The 19,001-nt window shown below is 68.6% G+C and carries 16 protein-coding genes; 12 read left to right on the top strand and 4 right to left on the bottom strand.

The window, feature by feature from the left end:
* Positions 1-4: 4 nt before the first annotated feature.
* From ACZ3IG_RS13205 to ACZ3IG_RS13215, 3 genes are read right to left on the bottom strand one after another with little or no spacing between them, the layout of a single operon-like run.
* Positions 5-781 (bottom strand): AIM24 family protein, encoded by a 777-nt coding sequence (locus ACZ3IG_RS13205; protein WP_467431540.1) that lies wholly within the window; start codon positions 779-781, stop codon positions 5-7.
* Positions 778-1,428: an AIM24 family protein gene (locus ACZ3IG_RS13210; RefSeq protein WP_467431541.1), complete on the bottom strand. Its 651-nt coding sequence runs from the start codon at positions 1,426-1,428 to the stop codon at positions 778-780. The genes ACZ3IG_RS13205 and ACZ3IG_RS13210 overlap by 4 nt, the downstream gene beginning before the upstream one ends.
* A 1-nt stretch (position 1,429) precedes the next feature.
* Entirely contained in the window at positions 1,430-2,062 is a 633-nt protein-coding gene (locus tag ACZ3IG_RS13215; protein ID WP_467431543.1) for an AIM24 family protein, read from the bottom strand.
* A gap of 142 nt (positions 2,063-2,204) precedes the next feature.
* Between ACZ3IG_RS13215 and ACZ3IG_RS13220 the strand changes: the two genes are divergently transcribed.
* The 4 genes from ACZ3IG_RS13220 to glxA all read left to right on the top strand — a co-directional run bounded on the left by ACZ3IG_RS13220 (position 2,205) and on the right by glxA (position 7,085).
* On the top strand, positions 2,205-2,549 hold the full coding sequence (locus tag ACZ3IG_RS13220; RefSeq protein WP_215165727.1) for a DUF3817 domain-containing protein: 345 nt from the start codon (positions 2,205-2,207) through the stop codon (positions 2,547-2,549).
* A complete protein-coding gene (locus tag ACZ3IG_RS13225; protein ID WP_189414869.1) occupies positions 2,546-2,839 on the top strand; it encodes an MTH1187 family thiamine-binding protein in 294 nt (97 codons plus the stop codon). Before ACZ3IG_RS13220 ends, ACZ3IG_RS13225 begins: the two co-directional genes overlap by 4 nt.
* A 451-nt stretch (positions 2,840-3,290) precedes the next feature.
* Positions 3,291-5,126 (top strand): glycosyltransferase family 2 protein, encoded by a 1,836-nt coding sequence (locus ACZ3IG_RS13230; RefSeq protein ID WP_467431544.1) that lies wholly within the window; start codon positions 3,291-3,293, stop codon positions 5,124-5,126.
* Positions 5,127-5,129: 3 nt separating this feature from the next.
* Positions 5,130-7,085: a radical copper oxidase GlxA gene (gene glxA, locus ACZ3IG_RS13235; RefSeq protein ID WP_467431545.1), complete on the top strand. Its 1,956-nt coding sequence runs from the start codon at positions 5,130-5,132 to the stop codon at positions 7,083-7,085.
* Positions 7,086-7,091: 6 nt separating this feature from the next.
* Here the strand turns inward: glxA and ACZ3IG_RS13240 are convergent, their stop codons facing one another.
* Positions 7,092-8,087: a glycoside hydrolase family 6 protein gene (locus tag ACZ3IG_RS13240; RefSeq protein ID WP_467431546.1), complete on the bottom strand. Its 996-nt coding sequence runs from the start codon at positions 8,085-8,087 to the stop codon at positions 7,092-7,094.
* 272 nt (positions 8,088-8,359) lie between these two features.
* On the opposite strand from ACZ3IG_RS13240, the gene ACZ3IG_RS13245 reads away from it, so the two are divergent.
* From ACZ3IG_RS13245 to ACZ3IG_RS13280, 8 genes are all read left to right on the top strand, one after another.
* Positions 8,360-8,869, top strand: a complete 510-nt coding sequence (locus ACZ3IG_RS13245; protein WP_467431548.1) for a MarR family winged helix-turn-helix transcriptional regulator — start codon at positions 8,360-8,362, stop codon at positions 8,867-8,869.
* 54 nt (positions 8,870-8,923) lie between these two features.
* Positions 8,924-9,262: a DUF3817 domain-containing protein gene (locus ACZ3IG_RS13250; protein WP_467431549.1), complete on the top strand. Its 339-nt coding sequence runs from the start codon at positions 8,924-8,926 to the stop codon at positions 9,260-9,262.
* 80 nt (positions 9,263-9,342) lie between these two features.
* A complete protein-coding gene (locus ACZ3IG_RS13255) occupies positions 9,343-11,043 on the top strand; it encodes an acyl-CoA mutase large subunit family protein (RefSeq protein WP_467431550.1) in 1,701 nt (566 codons plus the stop codon).
* Positions 11,044-11,450: 407 nt separating this feature from the next.
* The gene (locus ACZ3IG_RS13260) at positions 11,451-12,893 is read left to right on the top strand and encodes an MBL fold metallo-hydrolase (protein ID WP_467431551.1); all 1,443 of its coding nucleotides are present in this window, start codon (positions 11,451-11,453) and stop codon (positions 12,891-12,893) included.
* Between the two features lie 29 nt (positions 12,894-12,922).
* Positions 12,923-14,080, top strand: coding sequence for a cupin domain-containing protein (locus ACZ3IG_RS13265; protein WP_467431679.1), 1,158 nt, complete (start codon positions 12,923-12,925; stop codon positions 14,078-14,080).
* A 31-nt stretch (positions 14,081-14,111) separates the two neighbouring features.
* Complete coding sequence (locus ACZ3IG_RS13270) at positions 14,112-15,917, top strand: MBL fold metallo-hydrolase (protein WP_467431552.1); 1,806 nt, start codon at positions 14,112-14,114, stop codon at positions 15,915-15,917.
* Positions 15,914-18,262, top strand: coding sequence for a lantibiotic dehydratase (locus tag ACZ3IG_RS13275; RefSeq protein ID WP_467431555.1), 2,349 nt, complete (start codon positions 15,914-15,916; stop codon positions 18,260-18,262). Before ACZ3IG_RS13270 ends, ACZ3IG_RS13275 begins: the two co-directional genes overlap by 4 nt.
* The gene (locus ACZ3IG_RS13280) at positions 18,210-18,989 is read left to right on the top strand and encodes a thiopeptide-type bacteriocin biosynthesis protein (RefSeq protein ID WP_467431557.1); all 780 of its coding nucleotides are present in this window, start codon (positions 18,210-18,212) and stop codon (positions 18,987-18,989) included. The genes ACZ3IG_RS13275 and ACZ3IG_RS13280 overlap by 53 nt, the downstream gene beginning before the upstream one ends.
* Positions 18,990-19,001 lie beyond the last annotated feature (12 nt).

Below are 19,001 nucleotides of genomic sequence, written 5' to 3' on the forward strand. Positions count from 1 at the left end.
CCGCTCACAGCCCGAAGCGGCGCTGGAGGTCTCCGAGCTGTCCGGGAAGACGCGGTGACCCGGGCGCCGCGCCCTGCGGCCCGTGCGCCCCGCCGCCCGGCACCCCGGGCTCCTGCGGCGTACCGCCGGCCGCCTGCTCCGCCATCAGCGCCTCGCTCGACTGGAGCAGCACCGTCCCCGCCCCCACGAACTCGAACTGGTGCTCCTCCCCGGACGCCCCGCCCAGGCCCGTCATCGCACGTAGACCGCCCATCAGCCCGGTCATGTACCCGTGGTCGTAGTGGTGGCACGGCGAGGGGCAGTCGGCCCATCCCACCAGCGCCTGCGGGTCCACCCGGATCGGCGGTTCCATGAACACCACCGGCCCGTTCGACGCGGCCACGAACGTGCCCGTACCGATCAGTGTCAGGAACCCGGGAACGATCGACTGCTTCAGTGCCAGACTTGGCTGAAAAGCAAGCAGGTTGCCCGAGCGAATGGTCAGGTTCCCGTCCTCCAGGTCGAACGAGTTCACATCGAAGGCCCGGTCGGCGAGGAGCATCTTGCCCGACCCCTCCGCCACCACCCAGTCGCCGGCGTGCAAAGGCGAATGGAACGAAGACCTCACCAGCCGGTCCAGCCGCCCGAGCCCGATCCCGTTGAACTCGATCGCCCCGTAGTAGGCGATCATCTTCCCCTTCTGCAGGAACCACTGGCTCCCCTTCAGCTCCACGCAGAAGGTGTACGGGTTGACGTTGTCGTCGACCGGCAGCGTCACCGGGTCATGATGAACGACGCTCACAGCTTCTCCTCCGACGCCTGCACGTACACCGCGCCACTCCCGCTCAGCTCCAGCTGGAACGCCTCACCGGACCCGCGCCCCACCATGTCCCGCCACCCCAGCGCCGTCGACAGCCGGTTGCGGACGTCACCGTGATGGGCGACGTAGGCCTGCGGATCGACGTGGACGGGCCGCTGCGGGGTGATCGGCACCTCGATCACCCCGCCGTGCGCCATGACGGCCACGGCCCCGTGTCCCTTCAGCGAGGTGGTGAACAGCCCCTGTCCGCTGACCTGCCCCCGTACCATCCCCATGACCCCGCCCTGCGCGCCGAGGAAGACGGTGCCCTGCTCCAGGGTCCCCTCGAAGGCCAGCAGCCGATCGGCCTCCACGTACAGCGTGTCCCCGGCCAGCTGGATCACCTGCACATGGTGCCCACCGTGCCCGAACAGCACGGTCCCGCTGCCCTCCACGGTCATCAGCGGCGTGTCCTCGCCTGCGACCCGGCGCCCGATCATCGACATGACCCCGCCCTGCCCGCCCCGCAGGTTGGGCGTGAACGAGACGTCCCCCCGGTACGCCAGCATGGCCCCCCGCTGACTGAACAGCCGCTGCCCAGGCGCCACGGTCGCCTCGACCATCTTCGCGTTGATCTCCCGGAACGCCACGTCACACCTCCCCCGCGATCGTGTTCCGCTCACTGGGCTGGACGTACACCAGCCCGTCCCCCTCGAACCGGATCTGGAAGGCCTCCCCGCCGCCTTCCCCCAGGACCGTGCGGAACGTCACGCCCGACTGGAAGGACTGCCGCAGATTCCCCTGATGGGCGACGTACGCCCCCGGATCGACGGTCAGCGGATACCGCGCGCTCACCCGCAGCACCACCGCCGGCCCGTCCGACATGATCGCCGCCTGCCCGTGCCCCTCGACGGTCGTCGTGAACAGCCCGTTGCCCTGCGAGGCGCCCCGCAGCCCGGTGAACTCGGTCCCGGTCCGCAGCCCGGCCTCGGCGGCGAGGAAGTTGCTGGACTCGACGTACAGCTTCTCCCCCCGCAACCCCACCAGATTGATCTCGGACGCCCGGTCCGCGAACCAGCAGGTCCCGTGCCCCTTCACCTCCATCACGGTCATCTGCTCCCCGGTGATCCGCCGCGTCACCATCCCGCGCAGCCCCTCACCCCCGCCGCTCAGCTTCTTGAAGCTCATCTGTCCGTCGTACGCGACCATGGAGCCGTTCTTCGCCTTGACGGCATCCCCGGTCATGTCGACAGCGAGCACCTTGCTGCTCTGAAGTCGGAACATCGCCACATCTGCGAAGGTAACCGAGTCCGCACCCGCCCGGCCGGGCCCGTCGGCGATTTGCCACAATGGCCGAGCGCTTGTGCGCACGTTCACAAGATGATCGTCGACGTCTGTCCTCCCGAAGCCTCCGAAGGTGACCACCGTGGACCTCAAGACCGCCGCAGCCCTCCGCCGCCTCCGCCTGGTGTCCGCACCCGAGGCGATCTCCTTCCTCCTCCTGCTCGTCTGCTCGGTGCTGAAGCGCACCACCGACTTCAACGCCGTGCCGGTGATGGGCATGGTCCACGGCATCCTGTTCGTCCTGTACGTGATCTTCTGGGCGGACGCGTGGAACCGCGCCAAGTGGTCCGCCGGCACCGGCATCCTCTACTTCGTCCTCTCGGTCCTGCCCACCGGCGGCTTCTTCGCCGAGCGGCGGCTGAAGCGGGAGGCCGAGGACGCGGTGATCGCGTCCCGCGCCCGCCAGGAAGGGGTCGTGAACGCATGATCGTCGCCTTCTCCGTGACGCCGCTGGGCGTCGGCGAGGACGTGGGGGAGTACGTGGCCGACGCGGTACGGGTGGTCCGCGAGTCGGGCCTGCCGAACCGCACCGACGCGATGTTCACGTCCGTCGAGGGTGAGTGGGACGAGGTCATGGACGTCGTCAAGCGCGCGGTCGCGGCGGTGGAGGCGAGGGCCCCGCGGGTCTCCCTGGTCCTGAAGGCCGACATCCGCCCCGGCGTGACGGACGGACTCACGTCCAAGGTCGCGACGGTGGAGCGGCACCTGTCGGAGTGACGCGGCGGGGCGGGGGCGTGGCGCGAGCGGGGTGCCGCCGCGCCCGCCGTCCCCCGCCCCGGCGAGCGGATATGCGGCCCGCGCGAGTGAGCGGCCCCGCGTCCCGCGCGAGTGAGCGGGTCCCCGATGCCGCGTCGGCCGCATGGGGACGTACCCGCACGCGCGTACGGCGGAGAGGGGACGGGGTGGGGGGTGTCCGCCCGCAGCGGTTGGCGCGTCAACCCGCCGCACCCCCGTAAGCGACCGATTCCGCGCCGTTCCGAGGACGGACACCCCCCACCCCGGCCCCGACCCACCCACCGCACCCTGGGCGCTACGCGCACCCCCACCGAACCCGCACAGGCGCCGCGGGCATCCCACCCACCTGGACGCCCCCAGTTCGACACGCCCCCAAATCTCCACTTTCGTATGGGTAGATCGCTAGATCACTCCCCACTCACTGGAGGGCGCTGTGCGGCCGGAGGGCTACGACTACGACACCCACAGCCGACTGGCCGGACCGCTCACGGAGCCGTCCGGCACCGCGTACCGGGTGCAGTACACCTCGCTGCTCTCCCGCGAGCCCCACCGAATACAAGCCGTCCTCCTCATGACCCTCGCGCCGCTGCTCACCGGCGCCCTGCTGGTCTACCTCGTCTGGCCCACCCACTGGGTGGAAAGGGAGGGCGCCGACCGCTGGCTGACCGCCCTCGACGTCACCATGCTCATAGCGATCGGCCTGATCGAACTGTTCATGGTCGTCAACGTCGTCTCCATCGCCCACGCCACGATGGTCGCCCGCGACCCCGTCCCCGTCACCCCCGAACCCGGCACCCGCGTCGCCTTCCTCACCACGTACGTCCCGGGCAAGGAACCCCTCTCCATGGTCCGCGCCACCCTCGAAGGCGCCACCCGCATCACACACCCCGGCACTCTCGACGTCTGGCTCCTCGACGAGGGCGACGACCCCGCCGCCAAGGCCCTCTGCACAGAGCTGGGCGTCCGCCACTTCACCCGCCACGGCGTCCCCGAGTGGAACCAGGAGAGCGGCGTCCACAAGGCCCGCACCAAGCACGGCAACTACAACGCCTGGATCGCCATGCACGGCGACTCCTACGACTTCTTCGCCTCCGTCGACACCGACCACGTCCCGCTCCCCGACTTCCTGGAGCGGATGCTCGGCTACTTCCGTGACCCGGACGTCGCCTTCGTCGTCGGCCCCCAGGTGTACGGCAACTACCACAACCCCGTCACCAAGGCCGCGGAGTCCCAGCAGTACCTCTTCCACGCCCTGATCCAGCGGGCCGGCAACCGCTACCGCGCCCCCATGTTCGTCGGCACCAACAACGTCGTACGGATCGCGGCCGTGAAACAGGTGGGCGGCCTGTACGACTCGATCACCGAGGACATGGCCACCGGTTTCGAGATCCACCGCCGCCGCAACCCGCTGACCGGCCACCACTGGCAGTCCGTCTACACCCCCGACGTCCTCGCCGTCGGTGAGGGCCCGGCCTCCTGGACCGACTTCTTCACCCAGCAGATGCGCTGGTCCCGAGGTACCTACGAGACTCTCTTCAAGCAGTACCGCAAGGCCCTCTTCCGGATGCCCCCGGGCCGCCTGCTCTCCTACACCCTGATGCTCGTCTACTACCCGATGACGGCCGTCAACTGGTTCCTCGGCATCCTCAGCTGCCTCCTCTTCCTCTGCTTCGGCGCCTCCGGCACCGAGGTCGCCGCCTCCGTCTGGCTGATGCTCTACAGCGACGCCGCCGCCCTCCAGGTCGGCCTCTACCTGTGGAACCGCCGCCACAACGTCTCCCCGCACGAACCCGAGGGCTCCGGCGGCCTGGCCGGCATGGCGATGTCGGCCATCTCCGCCCCGATCTACCTCAAGTCGTTCAGCGAAGCGCTCCTGCGCCGCCCCAGCCGCTTCGTCGTCACCCCCAAGGGCGGCGACGCCAGCCCCGACCGCCCCCTCACCTTCCGCATCCACCTCACCTGGGCGACCGTCCTCGTCGCCGCCCTGATCGCGTCCGCGGTCCTCGACCACACCCACGTGGCGATGCGCACCTGGGCGTTCCTGGCCACCGCGATCTCCCTGGCCCCCTTCGCGGTCTGGGCCACCACGGCCCACCGCGCACGCAAGGCGAAGGCGGCCCCCACCCCCGCGGCACCCCCCATGCCCGCCTACCCGCCCGACGTCCCCCAAGCGACCGCCACCGCCACCGCCACTGCCTCTGCCACCGCCGCCTTCGCCACCACCGGCATCACGTCGACCGTCTCCGGCACCATGACAGGAGGTCACTAGGCCATGGCCTACCAGCCCTCGCAGAAGACCAAGAAGACCGTCCTGGGCGTGGGCGGCCTGGCGGTCCTGGCCGCGCTCAACGCCCCGGCCGCCCTCGACTTCGCCGGCGAGAAGTACCACGCGTACAAGATCTCCCGCCCGGCCTACAAGGCGCAGTACGGCTCCTGGAACCAGGTCGACATCCCGGAGGAGTACCGCACCAACGCCATCCACGCCGCTCTCCTGCACACCGGCAAGGTGCTGATCGTCGCCGGCTCCGGCAACGAGCAGAAGAAGTTCGACGCGGGCTCCTTCGACACCGTCCTGTGGGACCCGGAGAAGAACACCTTCAAGAAGATCCCCACCCCGGAGGACTTCTTCTGCTCCGGCCACGCCCAGCTCCCCGACGGACGCATGCTGGTGGCCGGCGGCACCGCCCGCTACGAACTCCTCGACGGCGAGGTCGAGCGGGCCGGCGGCGGCATGCGCGTGAAGAACGAGAACCCCGACAAGGCCGTCCACCTCCCCAAGGGCACCCGCTTCCGCTCGCCGGCCGGCGTCGAGTACGTCTCCAAGTTCGACGTGACCGTCCCCAAGGCGGAGCGCGAGTTCGAGATCACCCGCGACGAACGCGGCGTCGTCCAGCCGTACAAGACGAACATCACCGCCAGCGAGCGCCGCGTCTTCGTCGAGGCCGCCGAGAAGGGCCCGCTGTCGGTCACCGACACCCAGGCCCAGTACGAGATCGTCGGCCTGAAGGGCAAGGACGCCGACAACACGTACGGCCTCAGCGAGAGGATCACCCTCGACAAGCAGGACTACCAGGGCATCCGCGCCGCCTACGAGTTCGACCCGGTCGCCGAGAAGTACATCCCCGTCGACCCGATGGACAAGGCCCGCTGGTACCCGACCCTCGTCGGCCTGGACGACGGCCGCATCCTCGCCGCCTCCGGCCTGGACGACGTCGGCATGATCGACCCGGGCGACAACGAGATCTACGACCCGAAGACCAAGAAGTGGTCACCGGGCCCCAAGCGCTACTTCCCCACCTACCCCGCCCTCTTCCTCACCAAGGGCGGCAAGCTCTTCTACTCCGGTTCCAACGCCGGTTACGGCCCCGCCGACCAGGGCCGCGTCCCCGGCCTGTGGGACCTGGAGACCAACACCTTCCAGAAGGTCCCCGGCCTCACCGACCCCGACCAGCTGGAAACCTCCGCCTCCCTCCTCCTGCCCCCCGCGCAGGACCAGAAGGTGATGGTGCTGGGCGGCGGCGGGGTCGGCGAGTCGAAGAAGTCCACCCCGCGCACGGCCGTCGTCGACCTCAAGGAGGACAACCCAGCCTTCGAGCCCGGCCCCGACCTCCCCCAGGGCACCCGCTACCTGAACAGCGTGATCATGCCGGACGACACCGTCTTCACGTCCAACGGCTCCGAGGACTACCGCGGGCGCAGCGCCAGCAACATCCTCAAGGCGCAGTTCTACGACCCGAGGACCAACGCCTTCAAGGAGGCCGCCGCGCCCGCCGTGGGCCGCAACTACCACTCCGAGGCGCTGCTGCTGCCCGACGGCCGGGTCGCCACCTTCGGCTCCGACCCGCTCTTCGACGACCAGCAGAACACCAAGCTCGGCCACTTCGAGCAGCGGATGGAGGTCTTCACCCCGCCGGCCCTGCACCGCAACACGGCCGCCCGCCCGGCCCTGAAGGACGGCCCGGAGACCCTCGACGCCAACCACCGCGTCACCTACCGCACCGACCACCCCGACCGGATCGCCGAGGCCCGTCTGATGCGCCCGAGCGCGGTGACCCACACCACCGACGTCGAACAGCGCTCCATCGAACTCGACGTGACCAAGAAGGGGAAGTCGGTCACCTTCGACATCCCCGAGGACCGCACCCTGGTCCCGCCCGGCTGGTACATGCTCTTCGTCACCGACTCGGCCGGCACCCCGTCGAAGGCGAAGTGGATCAAAGTCGAGTAGGCCAGGTCATCCCGCGTCACGGGCATGACGGGCCAGCCCCAGCGCGTACTCCGGCCACCACCGCCCGGCGTCCGGCCCGCCCGCGCAGGTGCCGTCCGACTCTCCGGGCCGCTTGATCCACAGGTACGCGTCGACGACCGGGTCCCCGGTGTCGGTGGTCGGCCGGGTGCCCAGCGCCCGGCCGGGCGGGTTGCACCAGACGCCGGGCAGCGGCCCGTTCCCGTTGCGGCTGGTGTCGATCACGAAGTGCTTGCCGCCCAGCCCCTGGGACAGCTTCTTGCCGTACGCCGTGGTGTCGGCGTTCGTCTGGAAGTTGGAGACGTTGAGCGCGAAGCCGTCGGCCGCCTCGATCCCGGCCCGCTTCAGCGGCTCGACCAGCGCCCAGGGGTCCTTGATCCAGGCCGGGTTGCCCGCGTCCAGGTACACCTTGACGTGCGGCTGCTCCTTCAGCCGGGTGATCGCCTCGCCCAGCAGCCGCTCCCGCTCGGCGTGCAGCTCGCCGGGCGTGCAGCCGTCGACGATGTGCGCGACGGCGTCGGGCTCCAGCACCACCAGCGCCCTGGCGCCGCCGATGGCGTCGGCGAACTTCCCGATCCACTGCCGGTAGGCCGCCGCGCCTGCCGCGCCCCCGGCGGAGTGCTGGCCGCAGTCGCGGTGCGGGATGTTGTAGGCGGTCAGCAGGACCGTCTTCCCCGCCTTCGTCGCCGCCCGGGTGGCCCGGCGCACCAGCGGCGTCGGGTCGATCTCGCCGGCCGGCCAGAGCGCGGCGGGCTGTCCGGCGATCCGCTGGAGGAGTTCGGCGTCCTGGGAGCGGCCCTGGCGCTGCCACTGCCGGCCCTGCCGGGCGGCGGGGCTGTCCGGGTCGACCCAGAATTCGGAGCCGGCCCCCTTCTTGGAGGGGACCGCGGCCACGGACGCCTCGTCGACGTCGGCCGCGGAGGAACAGCCCGCCGCGAGCCCGAGGGCGGTGAGGGGCGCGAGGGCGCGGATCAGCCGGAACATGCTGCTCCCTGAAACAGAGGTGAGAAAGCGTAACGATCCACCACGCATCGTTACATACCGGACGCACCGCCCCTCGCATCGCCATGCCCGCGACCGATCGGGCCCGCGACCGTCCGGGCCCGCGACCGTCCGGGCCCGCGACCGGTCGGGCCCGTGACCGATCGGGCCAGTGGCCGATGGGGTCAGTGGCCGGGGTCGGCGGCCGGTGCCGCCCGGTCCGAAAAGCGGGACGGAGCTGACCGGCATGTGACCGGCCGGTAAGGTCTGATGCCGTGCCGAAGCCCCTCAGTCTCTCCTTCGACCCCATCGCCCGCGCCGACGAAAGCTGGAAGCGCCGCTGGGGCAACGTGCCCTCCATGGCCGCCATCACCTCGATCATGCGGGCCCAGCAGATCCTGCTGGCCGAGGTCGACGCGGTGGTCAAGCCGTACGGGCTGACCTTCGCGCGGTACGAGGCGCTGGTGCTGCTCACCTTCTCCAAGTCGGGCGAACTGCCGATGTCGAAGATCGGCGAGCGCCTGATGGTCCACCCCACCTCGGTCACGAACACCGTCGACCGCCTGGTCACCTCGGGCTTCGTCGCCAAGCGCCCCAACCCCAACGACGGTCGCGGCACCCTCGCCTCGATCACCGACAAGGGCCGCGAGGTGGTCGAATCCGCCACCCGCGACCTGATGGCCGTGGACTTCGGCCTGGGCGCCTACGACGCCGAGGAGTGCGGCGAGATCTTCGCGATGCTGCGCCCCCTGCGGGTGGCCGCGGGCGACTTCGAAGAGGACTGAGCCGGGGGCGGGGCGCCGCAAGATCGCCCGGAACGGCTCGTTACGCTCGTACTCATGAAAAAGAGCGTGCTGACCCGCTACCGGGTCATGGCGTACGTCACCGGTGTCCTGCTGATCCTGTTGTGCCTCGGCATGATCGGCAAGTACGTGCTGGACATGAACGGTGCCGACGACTTCACCCGCGTCGTCAGCATCGCGCACGGCTGGCTCTACGTCATCTACCTCGTCTTCGCCTTCGACCTGGGCGCCAAGGCGAAGTGGCCGGTCAAGAAGCAGCTGTGGGTGCTGCTCGCCGGGACCATCCCGACGGCCGCGTTCTTCGTGGAGCGCAAGATCACCCCGGAACTCCAGGCGAAGTTCACCGAGCCCGCACCCGCCGCCGTCAAGGCGTAGCGCGCCCGCCGCCACCGCCGTACACACGTACGGCGGTATGCCGTCGACAGATACTAGGACGTCCTAGTAAATTCGGAGGTATGGACGCTGACGCCATAGAGGAGGGCCGCCGACGCTGGCAGGCCCGGTACGACGCGGCGCGCAAGCGCGACGCCGATTTCACCACGCTCTCCGGCGACCCCGTGGAGCCGGTGTACGGACCCCGCCCCGGGGACACCTACCAGGGCTTCGAGCGGATCGGCTGGCCGGGCGAGTACCCCTTCACCCGCGGTCTGCACCCGACCGGCTACCGGGGCCGGACCTGGACGATCCGCCAGTTCGCCGGGTTCGGCAACGCCGAGCAGACCAACGAGCGCTACCGGATGATCCTCCGCAACGGCGGCGGCGGCCTCTCGGTCGCCTTCGACATGCCGACGCTGATGGGCCGTGACTCCGACGACCCGCGCTCGCTCGGCGAGGTCGGCCACTGCGGGGTGGCCGTCGACTCGGCCGCCGACATGGAGGTCCTGTTCCGGGACATCCCCCTCGGTGACGTCACCACCTCCATGACCATCAGCGGCCCGGCCGTCCCCGTCTTCTGCATGTACCTGGTCGCCGCCGAGCGCCAGGGCGTCGACCCGTCCGTCCTGAACGGCACGCTCCAGACCGATATCTTCAAGGAGTACATCGCCCAGAAGGAGTGGCTCTTCCAGCCCGAGCCGCACCTGCGCCTGATCGGCGACCTGATGGAGTACTGCGCCGCCGGCATCCCCGCCTACAAGCCGCTCTCCGTCTCCGGTTACCACATCCGCGAGGCCGGCTCCACGGCCGCGCAGGAACTGGCGTACACGCTGGCCGACGGCTTCGGGTACGTGGAGCTGGGCCTCTCCCGCGGCCTGGACGTCGACACCTTCGCCCCCGGCCTGTCCTTCTTCTTCGACGCGCACGTCGACTTCTTCGAGGAGATCGCGAAATTCCGCGCGGCCCGCCGCATCTGGGCCCGCTGGACGCGCGACGTGTACGGCGCGCGGTCGGAGAAGTCCCAGTGGCTGCGCTTCCACACCCAGACCGCCGGCGTCTCCCTCACCGCGCAGCAGCCGTACAACAACGTCGTCCGCACGGCGGTGGAGGCCCTCGCCGCCGTCCTCGGCGGTACGAACTCCCTGCACACCAACGCCCTCGACGAGACCCTCGCCCTCCCCTCCGAACAGGCGGCCGAGATCGCCCTGCGCACCCAGCAGGTCCTGATGGAGGAGACCGGCGTCGCCAACGTGGCCGACCCGCTCGGCGGCTCCTGGTACGTCGAACAGCTCACCGACCGGATCGAGGCCGACGCGGAGAAGATCTTCGAGCGGATCAGGGAGCGGGGCCTGCGCGCCCACCCCGACGGCAGGCACCCCATCGGCCCGATGACCTCCGGCATCCTGCGCGGCATAGAGGACGGCTGGTTCACCGGCGAGATCGCCGAGTCCGCCTTCCGCTACCAGCGGTCGCTGGAGAAGGGCGACAAACGGGTCGTCGGCGTCAACACCCACACCGGCTCCGTCACCGGCGACCTGGAGATACTGCGGGTCAGTCATGAGGTGGAACGGGAACAGGTACGGGCGCTGGGCGCGCGCAAGGCGGCCCGCGACGACACCGCCGTACGCGCCGCCCTCGACGCCATGCTCGACGCGGCCCGCTCCGGCACCAACATGATCGAGCCGATGCTGGACGCGGTGCGCGCGGAGGCGACCCTCGGGGAGATCTGCGGGGTGCTGCGGGAGGAGTGGGGGGTGTACACGGAGCCGGCGGGGTTCTGAGCCGTCCGTCGACCGGTGAGGGCTTGGCAGAAGAGCTCGGCCCGCGGATCCCGGGCTCAGACGGCATGCCAGATGGCCGGTCGGTCGCGGGTGTGGCCGTGCCGGCCTCGGAGGTGATCGCGCCGGCACCGCGCGGTTCCCTCGTCGGTGCTGCCCTCAGCCCGGAGGGAGACCTGCTGCCACGGTCTTCCGGCACCGTCCGCCCGTTCTGCTGTCAGATCACACCGAATGAAATGACTGCGCAAACGATCGGCCCATCACCATATCGGGACCTTTCCGCCGAGCCGACACAGTCGAACCGATACCCATCGGCATCCTCCTTGCTCGGGCCGGAGTGCGCTAGTGTCCCACTTGGCCCGATTCCTTAGCGTAGAGGAAGCGTCAAGAGTGACCAGTCAAAAGGAAGCATGATGATCGTTCCGGACGGAACGACGCTGCATATCATCGAGCGAGAGCCGGAGGCTCTTCCTTTCGTGAGTCCGCTGCTGCAGCGGTGGATGGCTCTCGAATTCGAGCCGCAGCAGTGCAGAAAGGCAGTCGAGGCGCTTTTCCGCGATCCCGCTTCCTCGGCCGATGAATCTCTTCTTGACGCGCGGGCGGTCACCGATGGGGGTACGGTTGCGACCGAGGCGCTCCTTCATCCGCCCGTGGAATATGCTTTTCGCCTCCGCGTGCTCGGGGAGAACGGCAGTGCGGACCAGGTGGTCACGCGGTTCGACGCGTCGATGGCCGTCGAGGTCGCGTCGGTGGTGCGCTCGCTGACCACCGAGGCGGAGACAGTACGTGATCTGTCGTGGCTGCCGCGTACGCTCCGCTCCTTGCTCACTCATGGTGACGTCGCGCCGACGCCTGGGTTCCCGCGCGTCGAGCGCCCTGGCATCTATCGCCGCGAACACGGATGTGTCGTCATCCGGTCGGAAACAACGACCGTGATACTGGATCCGGTGTCCTTCTGGATGCCCCGGGCCCCCCGGGCACCCATCGCCGTCGACGGCGGAATCGACGCCATTTTCATCACGCACGGGCACGCCGATCACTACAGTGTGCCGTCCATCCTGGCCCATGCCGACCCTGTCCGAACGACTGTGGTCGTCCCGCCGGTGCCGCGTACCAGCTTGCTCGCTCCCAACGACATGGTGCGCAGCCTGAAACTTTTCGGCCTCGACGCACGCGCACCGGAGTGGTATTCCTCGATCGTCATCGGTGATATCCACGTGGAAATTCTGCCCTTCTTCGGGGAGCAACCGGTCCGTGAGGGGCAGGCGCCCCACTCGGACCTGCGGAACTGGGGGAGCTGCTATCGCTTCTCCACACCTGGCTTCACAGCCATCTCATTGATCGACAGCGGCGTCGACCCGCTCGGTGACATGGCAGATGTCGTCCGTACGTCACGGAACGACCACGGGCCCGTGGATTTCTTCCTCAGCTCGTTGCCGCGCTTCCACTGTCCCTTCTTTCTCGGTCTTCCGCACTATTACTTGGCTCTTCCTTTCGACAGACTGCGGGAGCTGTTCACGCAATACCGTACGGGGTGCCTTCCAAGCGTCACTCCTGGTCCCGACGGTATTGCGGACGTATGTCGGGCGGGGCGACCGCGCTATTACCTCCCCTATGGCAACGGGCTTGAAGGGGTCGGTAACCCGATCGGGGATGTCGGCATGAGTATCGGTGAGCCTCCGGAGTGGGAGTTGGTGACTTATCTGACGGATCGCTTCCAGCGCGAAGGAATCCCGACTAGAGCGATCGGCTGGAATCCTGGTGACTGGATCTCCGTTGACCGGGGGCGCGTCGACCGGATGGTGTATGAACGGACCTCTCACTCGGCAGAGAAACTCGATCTCCTGAAATGATCCGAGCGAAAAGAAGCGAACGATCCGTGATGAACGTCGGCCACTTCACTTTCTCGTCCCTCATCGAGCCGCTCGGCGTCAGGGAGTTCGAGCAGGACGTGATGGGCCGACATGAGTGGCGCGCGACGGGCAGTCCGGACCGCTTCGCACACCTGCTGTCGTGGCGCAGCCTCAACGAGCTGATTCGTTACCGGCGCCCGCCCGCTCCCAGGTTCCGGCTGGTGAAACGGGGTGAAACCGTACCGGAATCGGCCTACCACCGCACCGTCCACACACTGCGCGGCCCGCTCAAGATGCTCGACACCGCCCGCCTCCTCGTGCAGATCCGTGACGGCGCCACCATGGTGTGGGACGCCATCGACCAGGTCCATTCACCGGTTCATGCCGTGAAGCAGGAAGTCGAGCGCGCGCTACGGGCCTTCGCCTTCGTCAACATGTATGCCAGCTGGGGAGACGTAGGGGGCTTCCCGGGGCACTGGGACGACCACGATGTGTTCGTGGTCCAGCTTCTGGGACGAAAGCACTGGCAGGTGCAGCCGCCGACCCGCAAATGGCCGATGCCCGATGATTTCAGCGAGCCGCCGACCGAGTACGCGCACGACTGGACGCTCACCCCGGGCAGCGTGCTCTACCTGCCCCGCGGCTGGTGGCACAGGGTGACCCCGCTGAACGAGCCCTCGCTGCACTTGACCATCGGCGTACTGCGGCCCACCAACGCGGACTTCCTGACCTGGCTGGTGCGGCAGGCGACCGCGTGCGACCTGATGCGTCAGGACATTCCTGATCTGGACGACGACCAGGCACGCGCCCGGCACGCGGCGGCCCTGCGCTCGGTTCTCGACCAGTGGCTCGGCCCATCGGCACTCGAACTTTTCCACGCCACACAGGCGGAGACGCACTACCTCGACCCGCGTCCGACGCTGCAGGCGATCAGTCACATTGGTCCCGAAGCATGGGATGCGGACTCGACGGTGGTCCTGTTGAGCACACGAGCGGAGATGCGCCGTCGCGACGGCGGTGTCGCCCTCGTGGTGGCGGGTGACGAGTGGTGGGCGCCGGTTGAGGCCGAGTCGTGTATGCGCGCACTCGTCGCGGGACGACCAGTACCGGCCGAAGCGTTGCGCACACCCGCGACAAGTTCCCTCGTCCGGGAGCTCGTCGCCTCGGGAGTCGCGGCGGTGATCTGATGAACCGAACGTTCACACCAGAAGGTGGCGAATGCAACTCTCACTAAGCAGCTCGGTCGAGTTGCACCTCGCGTACGAGGACGACAGCCCGTTCGGTACGACGGTGTCCGGGGAACTCGAAAGAAAGCTCAAGGAGCGCTTCCGTCCCGCGATCGACACGCTGCGGCGTGACGGGCTGGACGCGGTCGAGCGGGCACCGGAGATCCTGGACGGGCTGGGGCTCGACGGTGCCGGCGAGCTCTTCGACGCGTCCCGAATCCGTGATGAGCTGAGCTTCCCGGTGCCCGCACGGACCCGTCCGGCGGCGGTCGTCCTGTTCCGTGACCGCCGCGCTCCCCTGCGGCTCCCCCTCGCCCCGGAGCTCGCCGGTGACCTGGCGTCATGGATCGGAGAGTGGCAGCACAACGCCTCCAGGCCCGCCTCGGGTCCGGCACGCGCCCTGTGGGACGCGCTGTACGAACTCCAGTGCTTCGCGGAGCCGCGACAGCCGTCCCACACGCAAGGGTCGGTCACGTTGGTCGGCCACGCGACAGTGATGCTGTCGGGCCCGCGCACCAAGCTCTTGATCGACCCGTTCCTGATGCCGCGCGACGAACGGTACCCGGGCGGCTACCAGCCGCTGACCCACGGCGATCTGGCACCCGACGCTGTCCTCGTCACCCACTCCCACAGGGATCACTTCCACATCGACAGTCTGCTTCGGCTCGGCCGGGAGACACCGATCGTCGTGCCCGAGGTGGCGCGCGAGTCCTCCTTGGCCATCGACATGGTGTACCGGCTGAAGGAACTCGGGTTCACCGACGTGCGGTCACTCGGCTGGAACCAGCAGACGGTCATCGGCGACTTCCGTGTCATCGCTCTGCCGATGTACGGCGAGCAGCCGACCGACGACGCACCGCTGCCGCCCGGCATCCGGAACGCAGGAAACACGTACGTCGTCGAGGAAGGGGGACGCCGCTACGCCTTCCTGGCGGACGCCGGCCGGGACCACCTCGGTGACGTTCGTACGCTGGCGACAGACGCCTACGAACGGTACGGGCCCATCGACGTACTCTTCGGCGGATACCGGCCGTGGCGGCTGTACCCGATCCAGTATCTGACGAGTTCCGTCCCGCAGTACCTGCTGTACACCCCACGATCCCTGTGGCGGACCCGGCAGACGATCATGAGCGATTCCCATGCCCTCCTCGACACGGCGGAACGGTGGCACGCCCGCTACGTGGTCCCCTATGCGAACGGAGGGGCGCCCTGGTATTGGCAACTGGGTCTGGGTGCTGCCGCGGACGGCTCCGCCACCTCTGGGGAGACGCACTTCGACCCACTGCCGGAAGCGGTCGTGCGCGCCGCCGCGGAGCGCTCGGAGAACGGCGTGCGCGCGCTCGCCTCACCCGTCAGGACGCTGCTCATCAGGCCAGGGGAGTCGATCCGCTTCGACGGCCGGGGCGAGGCCGGCGTGGTCCCCAACCCCGGCCATGTCTGGCCCTACAACGACATCGACGCCCTGCTTTCGGCGACCGGTTCCACACGGGAGCCCATGGGGCTGTCGCGCAAGCGGGTCCTCCTGAGGCTCCTCGCCGCTGAGGAGATGCGACGCCGCGGCCTCACCGTGAGCACGCAGCAGGTCGCCGACATGAGCGACGACCTACGGCGCCAGCACGGCCTGACGGACCACGCGGACATGGTCGCCTGGCTCGACCGGGCGGGACTCGGCATGGCCGAGTACTGCGAGATCCTCTGCGAGTGGCAGGGAGTCATCCGCCTGGAGGAGGCCATGTCCGATCTCATCGAGAAGCGCCTGGCAGGTCAGCGGGCCTTCGCCACCATGAGTCGCGCATGACACCGGATGACTGCGTCGAGGAGGTCGCCCCGCAGGTCGTCGTGCGCGCCGCACTCTTTCCGCTCAGTAGACTGAACGGATTGCGCGACGAAGGCATCGCCGCCCTGGCCGCCGACGTGGGGACCCAGCCCACACAGGCATACGAGCAGGCGTACGCGGCCAGCATCGAGAAGCAGCGGCGGGCGCTCTTCGCGGCGACCGTCGACGACCCCCGATTCGCCAGGGCGCTGTGCCTGACCAACGATGCCCTCAGCCGTCACCTCGCGACCCGGCACCTGCCCTCGGTGCCACGGAACAAGCGAGCGCGCCGCCAGGACGCGACGCTGTACCGCTACCTCGCCCGTGCGGTGTGGCGGACCCAACCGTGCGATCTGTGGGCGGGCGTCACAGTCGCGGACTGGGGGGACACCGCCACGCGGATCCGGGCGGAGCCCGCGCGCTTCGCGGTCGCCCCTGACCTGCGGCCGTACCAGTTCATCGTCCAGTCACTGGCACACACCGGGGTCTATCTCGACCGTGGTGTCTACAAGCTGAACCCAACGCTGACCATGGACGCGCGACGAAGCCGCTGGCGGTACACCGTCCGGAACTTCTCGTCGATCGCGTCCGTGGAGCGGAAGCGCAGCCCCGGGATCGACACGCTCCTGGAAACCTTGGCGCAGCTGCGGCCGGCGCCGCTGTCCGTGATCGCTGCGGAACTGCGCGAGCATGGCCTGAACGCCCCGGAACTGGACGACATGCTCGTGTCCCTGGCACGTGCGGGTCTGCTGGTGGGCGGCCTTGTCTTCCCCCGCACCTTCGTCTCTGCCTGGGATGCGGTGACGGCCGTTCCGCGACTCCTGCACGAACAGCACGCACAGTCCTGGTGGTCCGCCGTGCTGCGGCTCCGGCGGATCTGCCGCCGCCTCGAAGGTGAGATGAGCACCATCGAGCTCGCACGGCTCCACGATGTGCTGGACGAGGCCCGTAGCATCCCTCTCGCACTGGCAGCCGAACTCGACGTCGAGCCTCCGCCCCTGCCCCGCTCCGTCCTGCGCTGTGACACGAGCGCTCCGTTCAGCATGGTCCTCGGTCCCGAGGAGAAGGCACGCCTGACCGCCGCCGTCGCGGAATTCGATCTCTTCGAGCGCTGTCACGGAGTCACAGCCGCGGCCAGGGCAGTGCATCGCAGGCTCGTGGCCGGTGGCCGTGCCAGGACACCTCGCGAGAGCACGGTCGGTTGCCGACGCGTGCCGACACAGGAGTCGGCATGGCGCGCTTCGGGGTCCGACCACGTGGTCGGGCGACGGCTCCTGCGCTGGTCCGAGTGGCTGGCAGGAACCAAGTCGCCCTGCGACCACCTGTCTGACGGCTCCCCTGACGAGACGCCACCGCCGCCCATCGGCGCGCTGATCCTGCGCCCGACCGCGAAGGGCTACCAGATCGCGGCAAGCACACCCGAGATCGCCGCCGCCTATGGCCGGTTCGGACACCTCTGGTTCGGCATCGGCCGCAGGGCGGGCCAGCAGTTCGACAACCATGCCCTGCACGGGTGGTACCGAGAGAGCCTGACCCGCGCCGCACGCGAAGCGCACCTCGAAGTCGTCGAGTACGTTGGACCGTGCGAGGCCATGCCGAACATGCTGGCTCGGCCACGCTTCCCCTTCCGGCGGTGGGATCGATGGGGAACCGCCTCCTCCTACCGTGCCGATCAGCTCGGCGTGGTGCTGGCGGCGAACGACGTCCCGGTCGTGGTCGCCACCGCGAGGGAGCACGCCCGCCCCATGGCCGTCTGCTGCTTCTCGCCGGCCAACGTCGGCTACAGCGAACCGCCCCTTCAGTCGCTGCTGCTGTCGTCCTTCCGCGACACACCTGACTGGTTCGCTCCGGAACTCCCCACGGAGGCCGAGCTCGCTCAGGCCGCTCCCTCTCCGGCACTGCTGCTCCCGAGCGGCAACTGCGTCAAGCCGAGGCGAACCGTCCTTCACGGTGCCGCATTGACGGAGCTCGTTCTGGCCCGGCGCTCGCGGGGCTTCCTCCTCTGGCAGGACCTGGCGCGCAGGCACGCCTGGCCCGAGCTCCTTCTCGTGAGCCGAGACGCCGGCTCCCCCGTGCTGATCACTCGCGACAGCCCGATCGCGGTGGAAGCGATACTGCACGGGCTGAGCGACCGGACTGGGTTCCTGTGCGTCGAGGAACCCGGTGATCACGTGCAGCTCTTCGACGACGAGGGCGAGGCGTTCACAGTTGAGTTCATCGTGCCGTTTCTGCGCCGCCGACACGCATGGTCGCGCCTGGCATCAGGCCAACCTGGTGCTGCCCCTCACCCGCCCCCCGGTCAGCGACCCGACGCACAGCATTCTTGACGCCGTCTTCGAAATCGTCGATGAGCTGACGGAGAACAAGCAGATCTCCTGTTTCTTCTTTGTCCGCAAGCCACCTGGTCTCAGGCTGCGCTTCCTGCTGCCCGAACCCGGTGACGATGCCGAAAAAAGAATCAGGAACTGCTGTGACAGCCTGGTCGGAGGCCGGCTTGCTGAACGCTGGTTCGCGAGCGTCTATGAGGCTGAGACCTTCAAACTCGGTGGGCCGGAGGCTGCCGAGGCGGTGCACACCCACTTCTCTGCGGACAGCCGGGCGTGGTGGCAGTGGAGGCAGTTACCGAAGGAAAAGGTGACCGTCGACGGACGACTTCTTTCGCTCGCCGTGCTGAACGATCTGTTTCTTCGATTTCTCGAGTATCCCGAGGAAGTCTGGGATGTCTGGTGCCGCATCACCTCAATGCATGGATCACATGTCGCCAGCGCCAGCGGTGCCACCATTGCCGTACCCACGATCGAGGGAATTATCAGTCACCTTGGTCCGGATGAGTCAGCGATTCTGCGTACCTATTCGTCGGCGAATGCCATAATGGCAGCGCGATTCGACGAGTTGCACGAGCAGGGCAGACTCCTGTTCGCGTACCGATCCGTTCTGCCGCACGTCGCTCTGTACCACTGGAACCGCTACGGGTTCACGCCGTCGGATCGCACTCACATGTTCACCGCCATGACGAACGCATGGTCACCGCATGCCGTAGGCCCCGGCTCGTAGGGCTCAAGGGAA

It is taken from the genome of Streptomyces sp. NPDC016677 (assembly GCF_055562815.1).

Excerpts from the sequence above, each read along its gene's own strand:
- ACZ3IG_RS13240 (WP_467431546.1), bottom strand. The coding sequence starts at position 8,087 with ATGTTCCGGCTGATCCGCGCCCTCGCGCCCCTCACCGCCCTCGGGCTC.
- ACZ3IG_RS13250 (WP_467431549.1), top strand. The coding sequence starts at position 8,924 with ATGAAAAAGAGCGTGCTGACCCGCTACCGGGTCATGGCGTACGTCACC.
- ACZ3IG_RS13215 (WP_467431543.1), bottom strand. The coding sequence starts at position 2,062 with ATGTTCCGACTTCAGAGCAGCAAGGTGCTCGCTGTCGACATGACCGGG.
- ACZ3IG_RS13255 (WP_467431550.1), top strand. The coding sequence starts at position 9,343 with ATGGACGCTGACGCCATAGAGGAGGGCCGCCGACGCTGGCAGGCCCGG.
- ACZ3IG_RS13265 (WP_467431679.1), top strand. The coding sequence starts at position 12,923 with ATGAACGTCGGCCACTTCACTTTCTCGTCCCTCATCGAGCCGCTCGGC.
- ACZ3IG_RS13225 (WP_189414869.1), top strand. The coding sequence starts at position 2,546 with ATGATCGTCGCCTTCTCCGTGACGCCGCTGGGCGTCGGCGAGGACGTG.
- ACZ3IG_RS13270 (WP_467431552.1), top strand. The coding sequence starts at position 14,112 with ATGCAACTCTCACTAAGCAGCTCGGTCGAGTTGCACCTCGCGTACGAG.
- ACZ3IG_RS13275 (WP_467431555.1), top strand. The coding sequence starts at position 15,914 with ATGACACCGGATGACTGCGTCGAGGAGGTCGCCCCGCAGGTCGTCGTG.
- glxA (WP_467431545.1), top strand. The coding sequence starts at position 5,130 with ATGGCCTACCAGCCCTCGCAGAAGACCAAGAAGACCGTCCTGGGCGTG.
- ACZ3IG_RS13260 (WP_467431551.1), top strand. The coding sequence starts at position 11,451 with ATGATGATCGTTCCGGACGGAACGACGCTGCATATCATCGAGCGAGAG.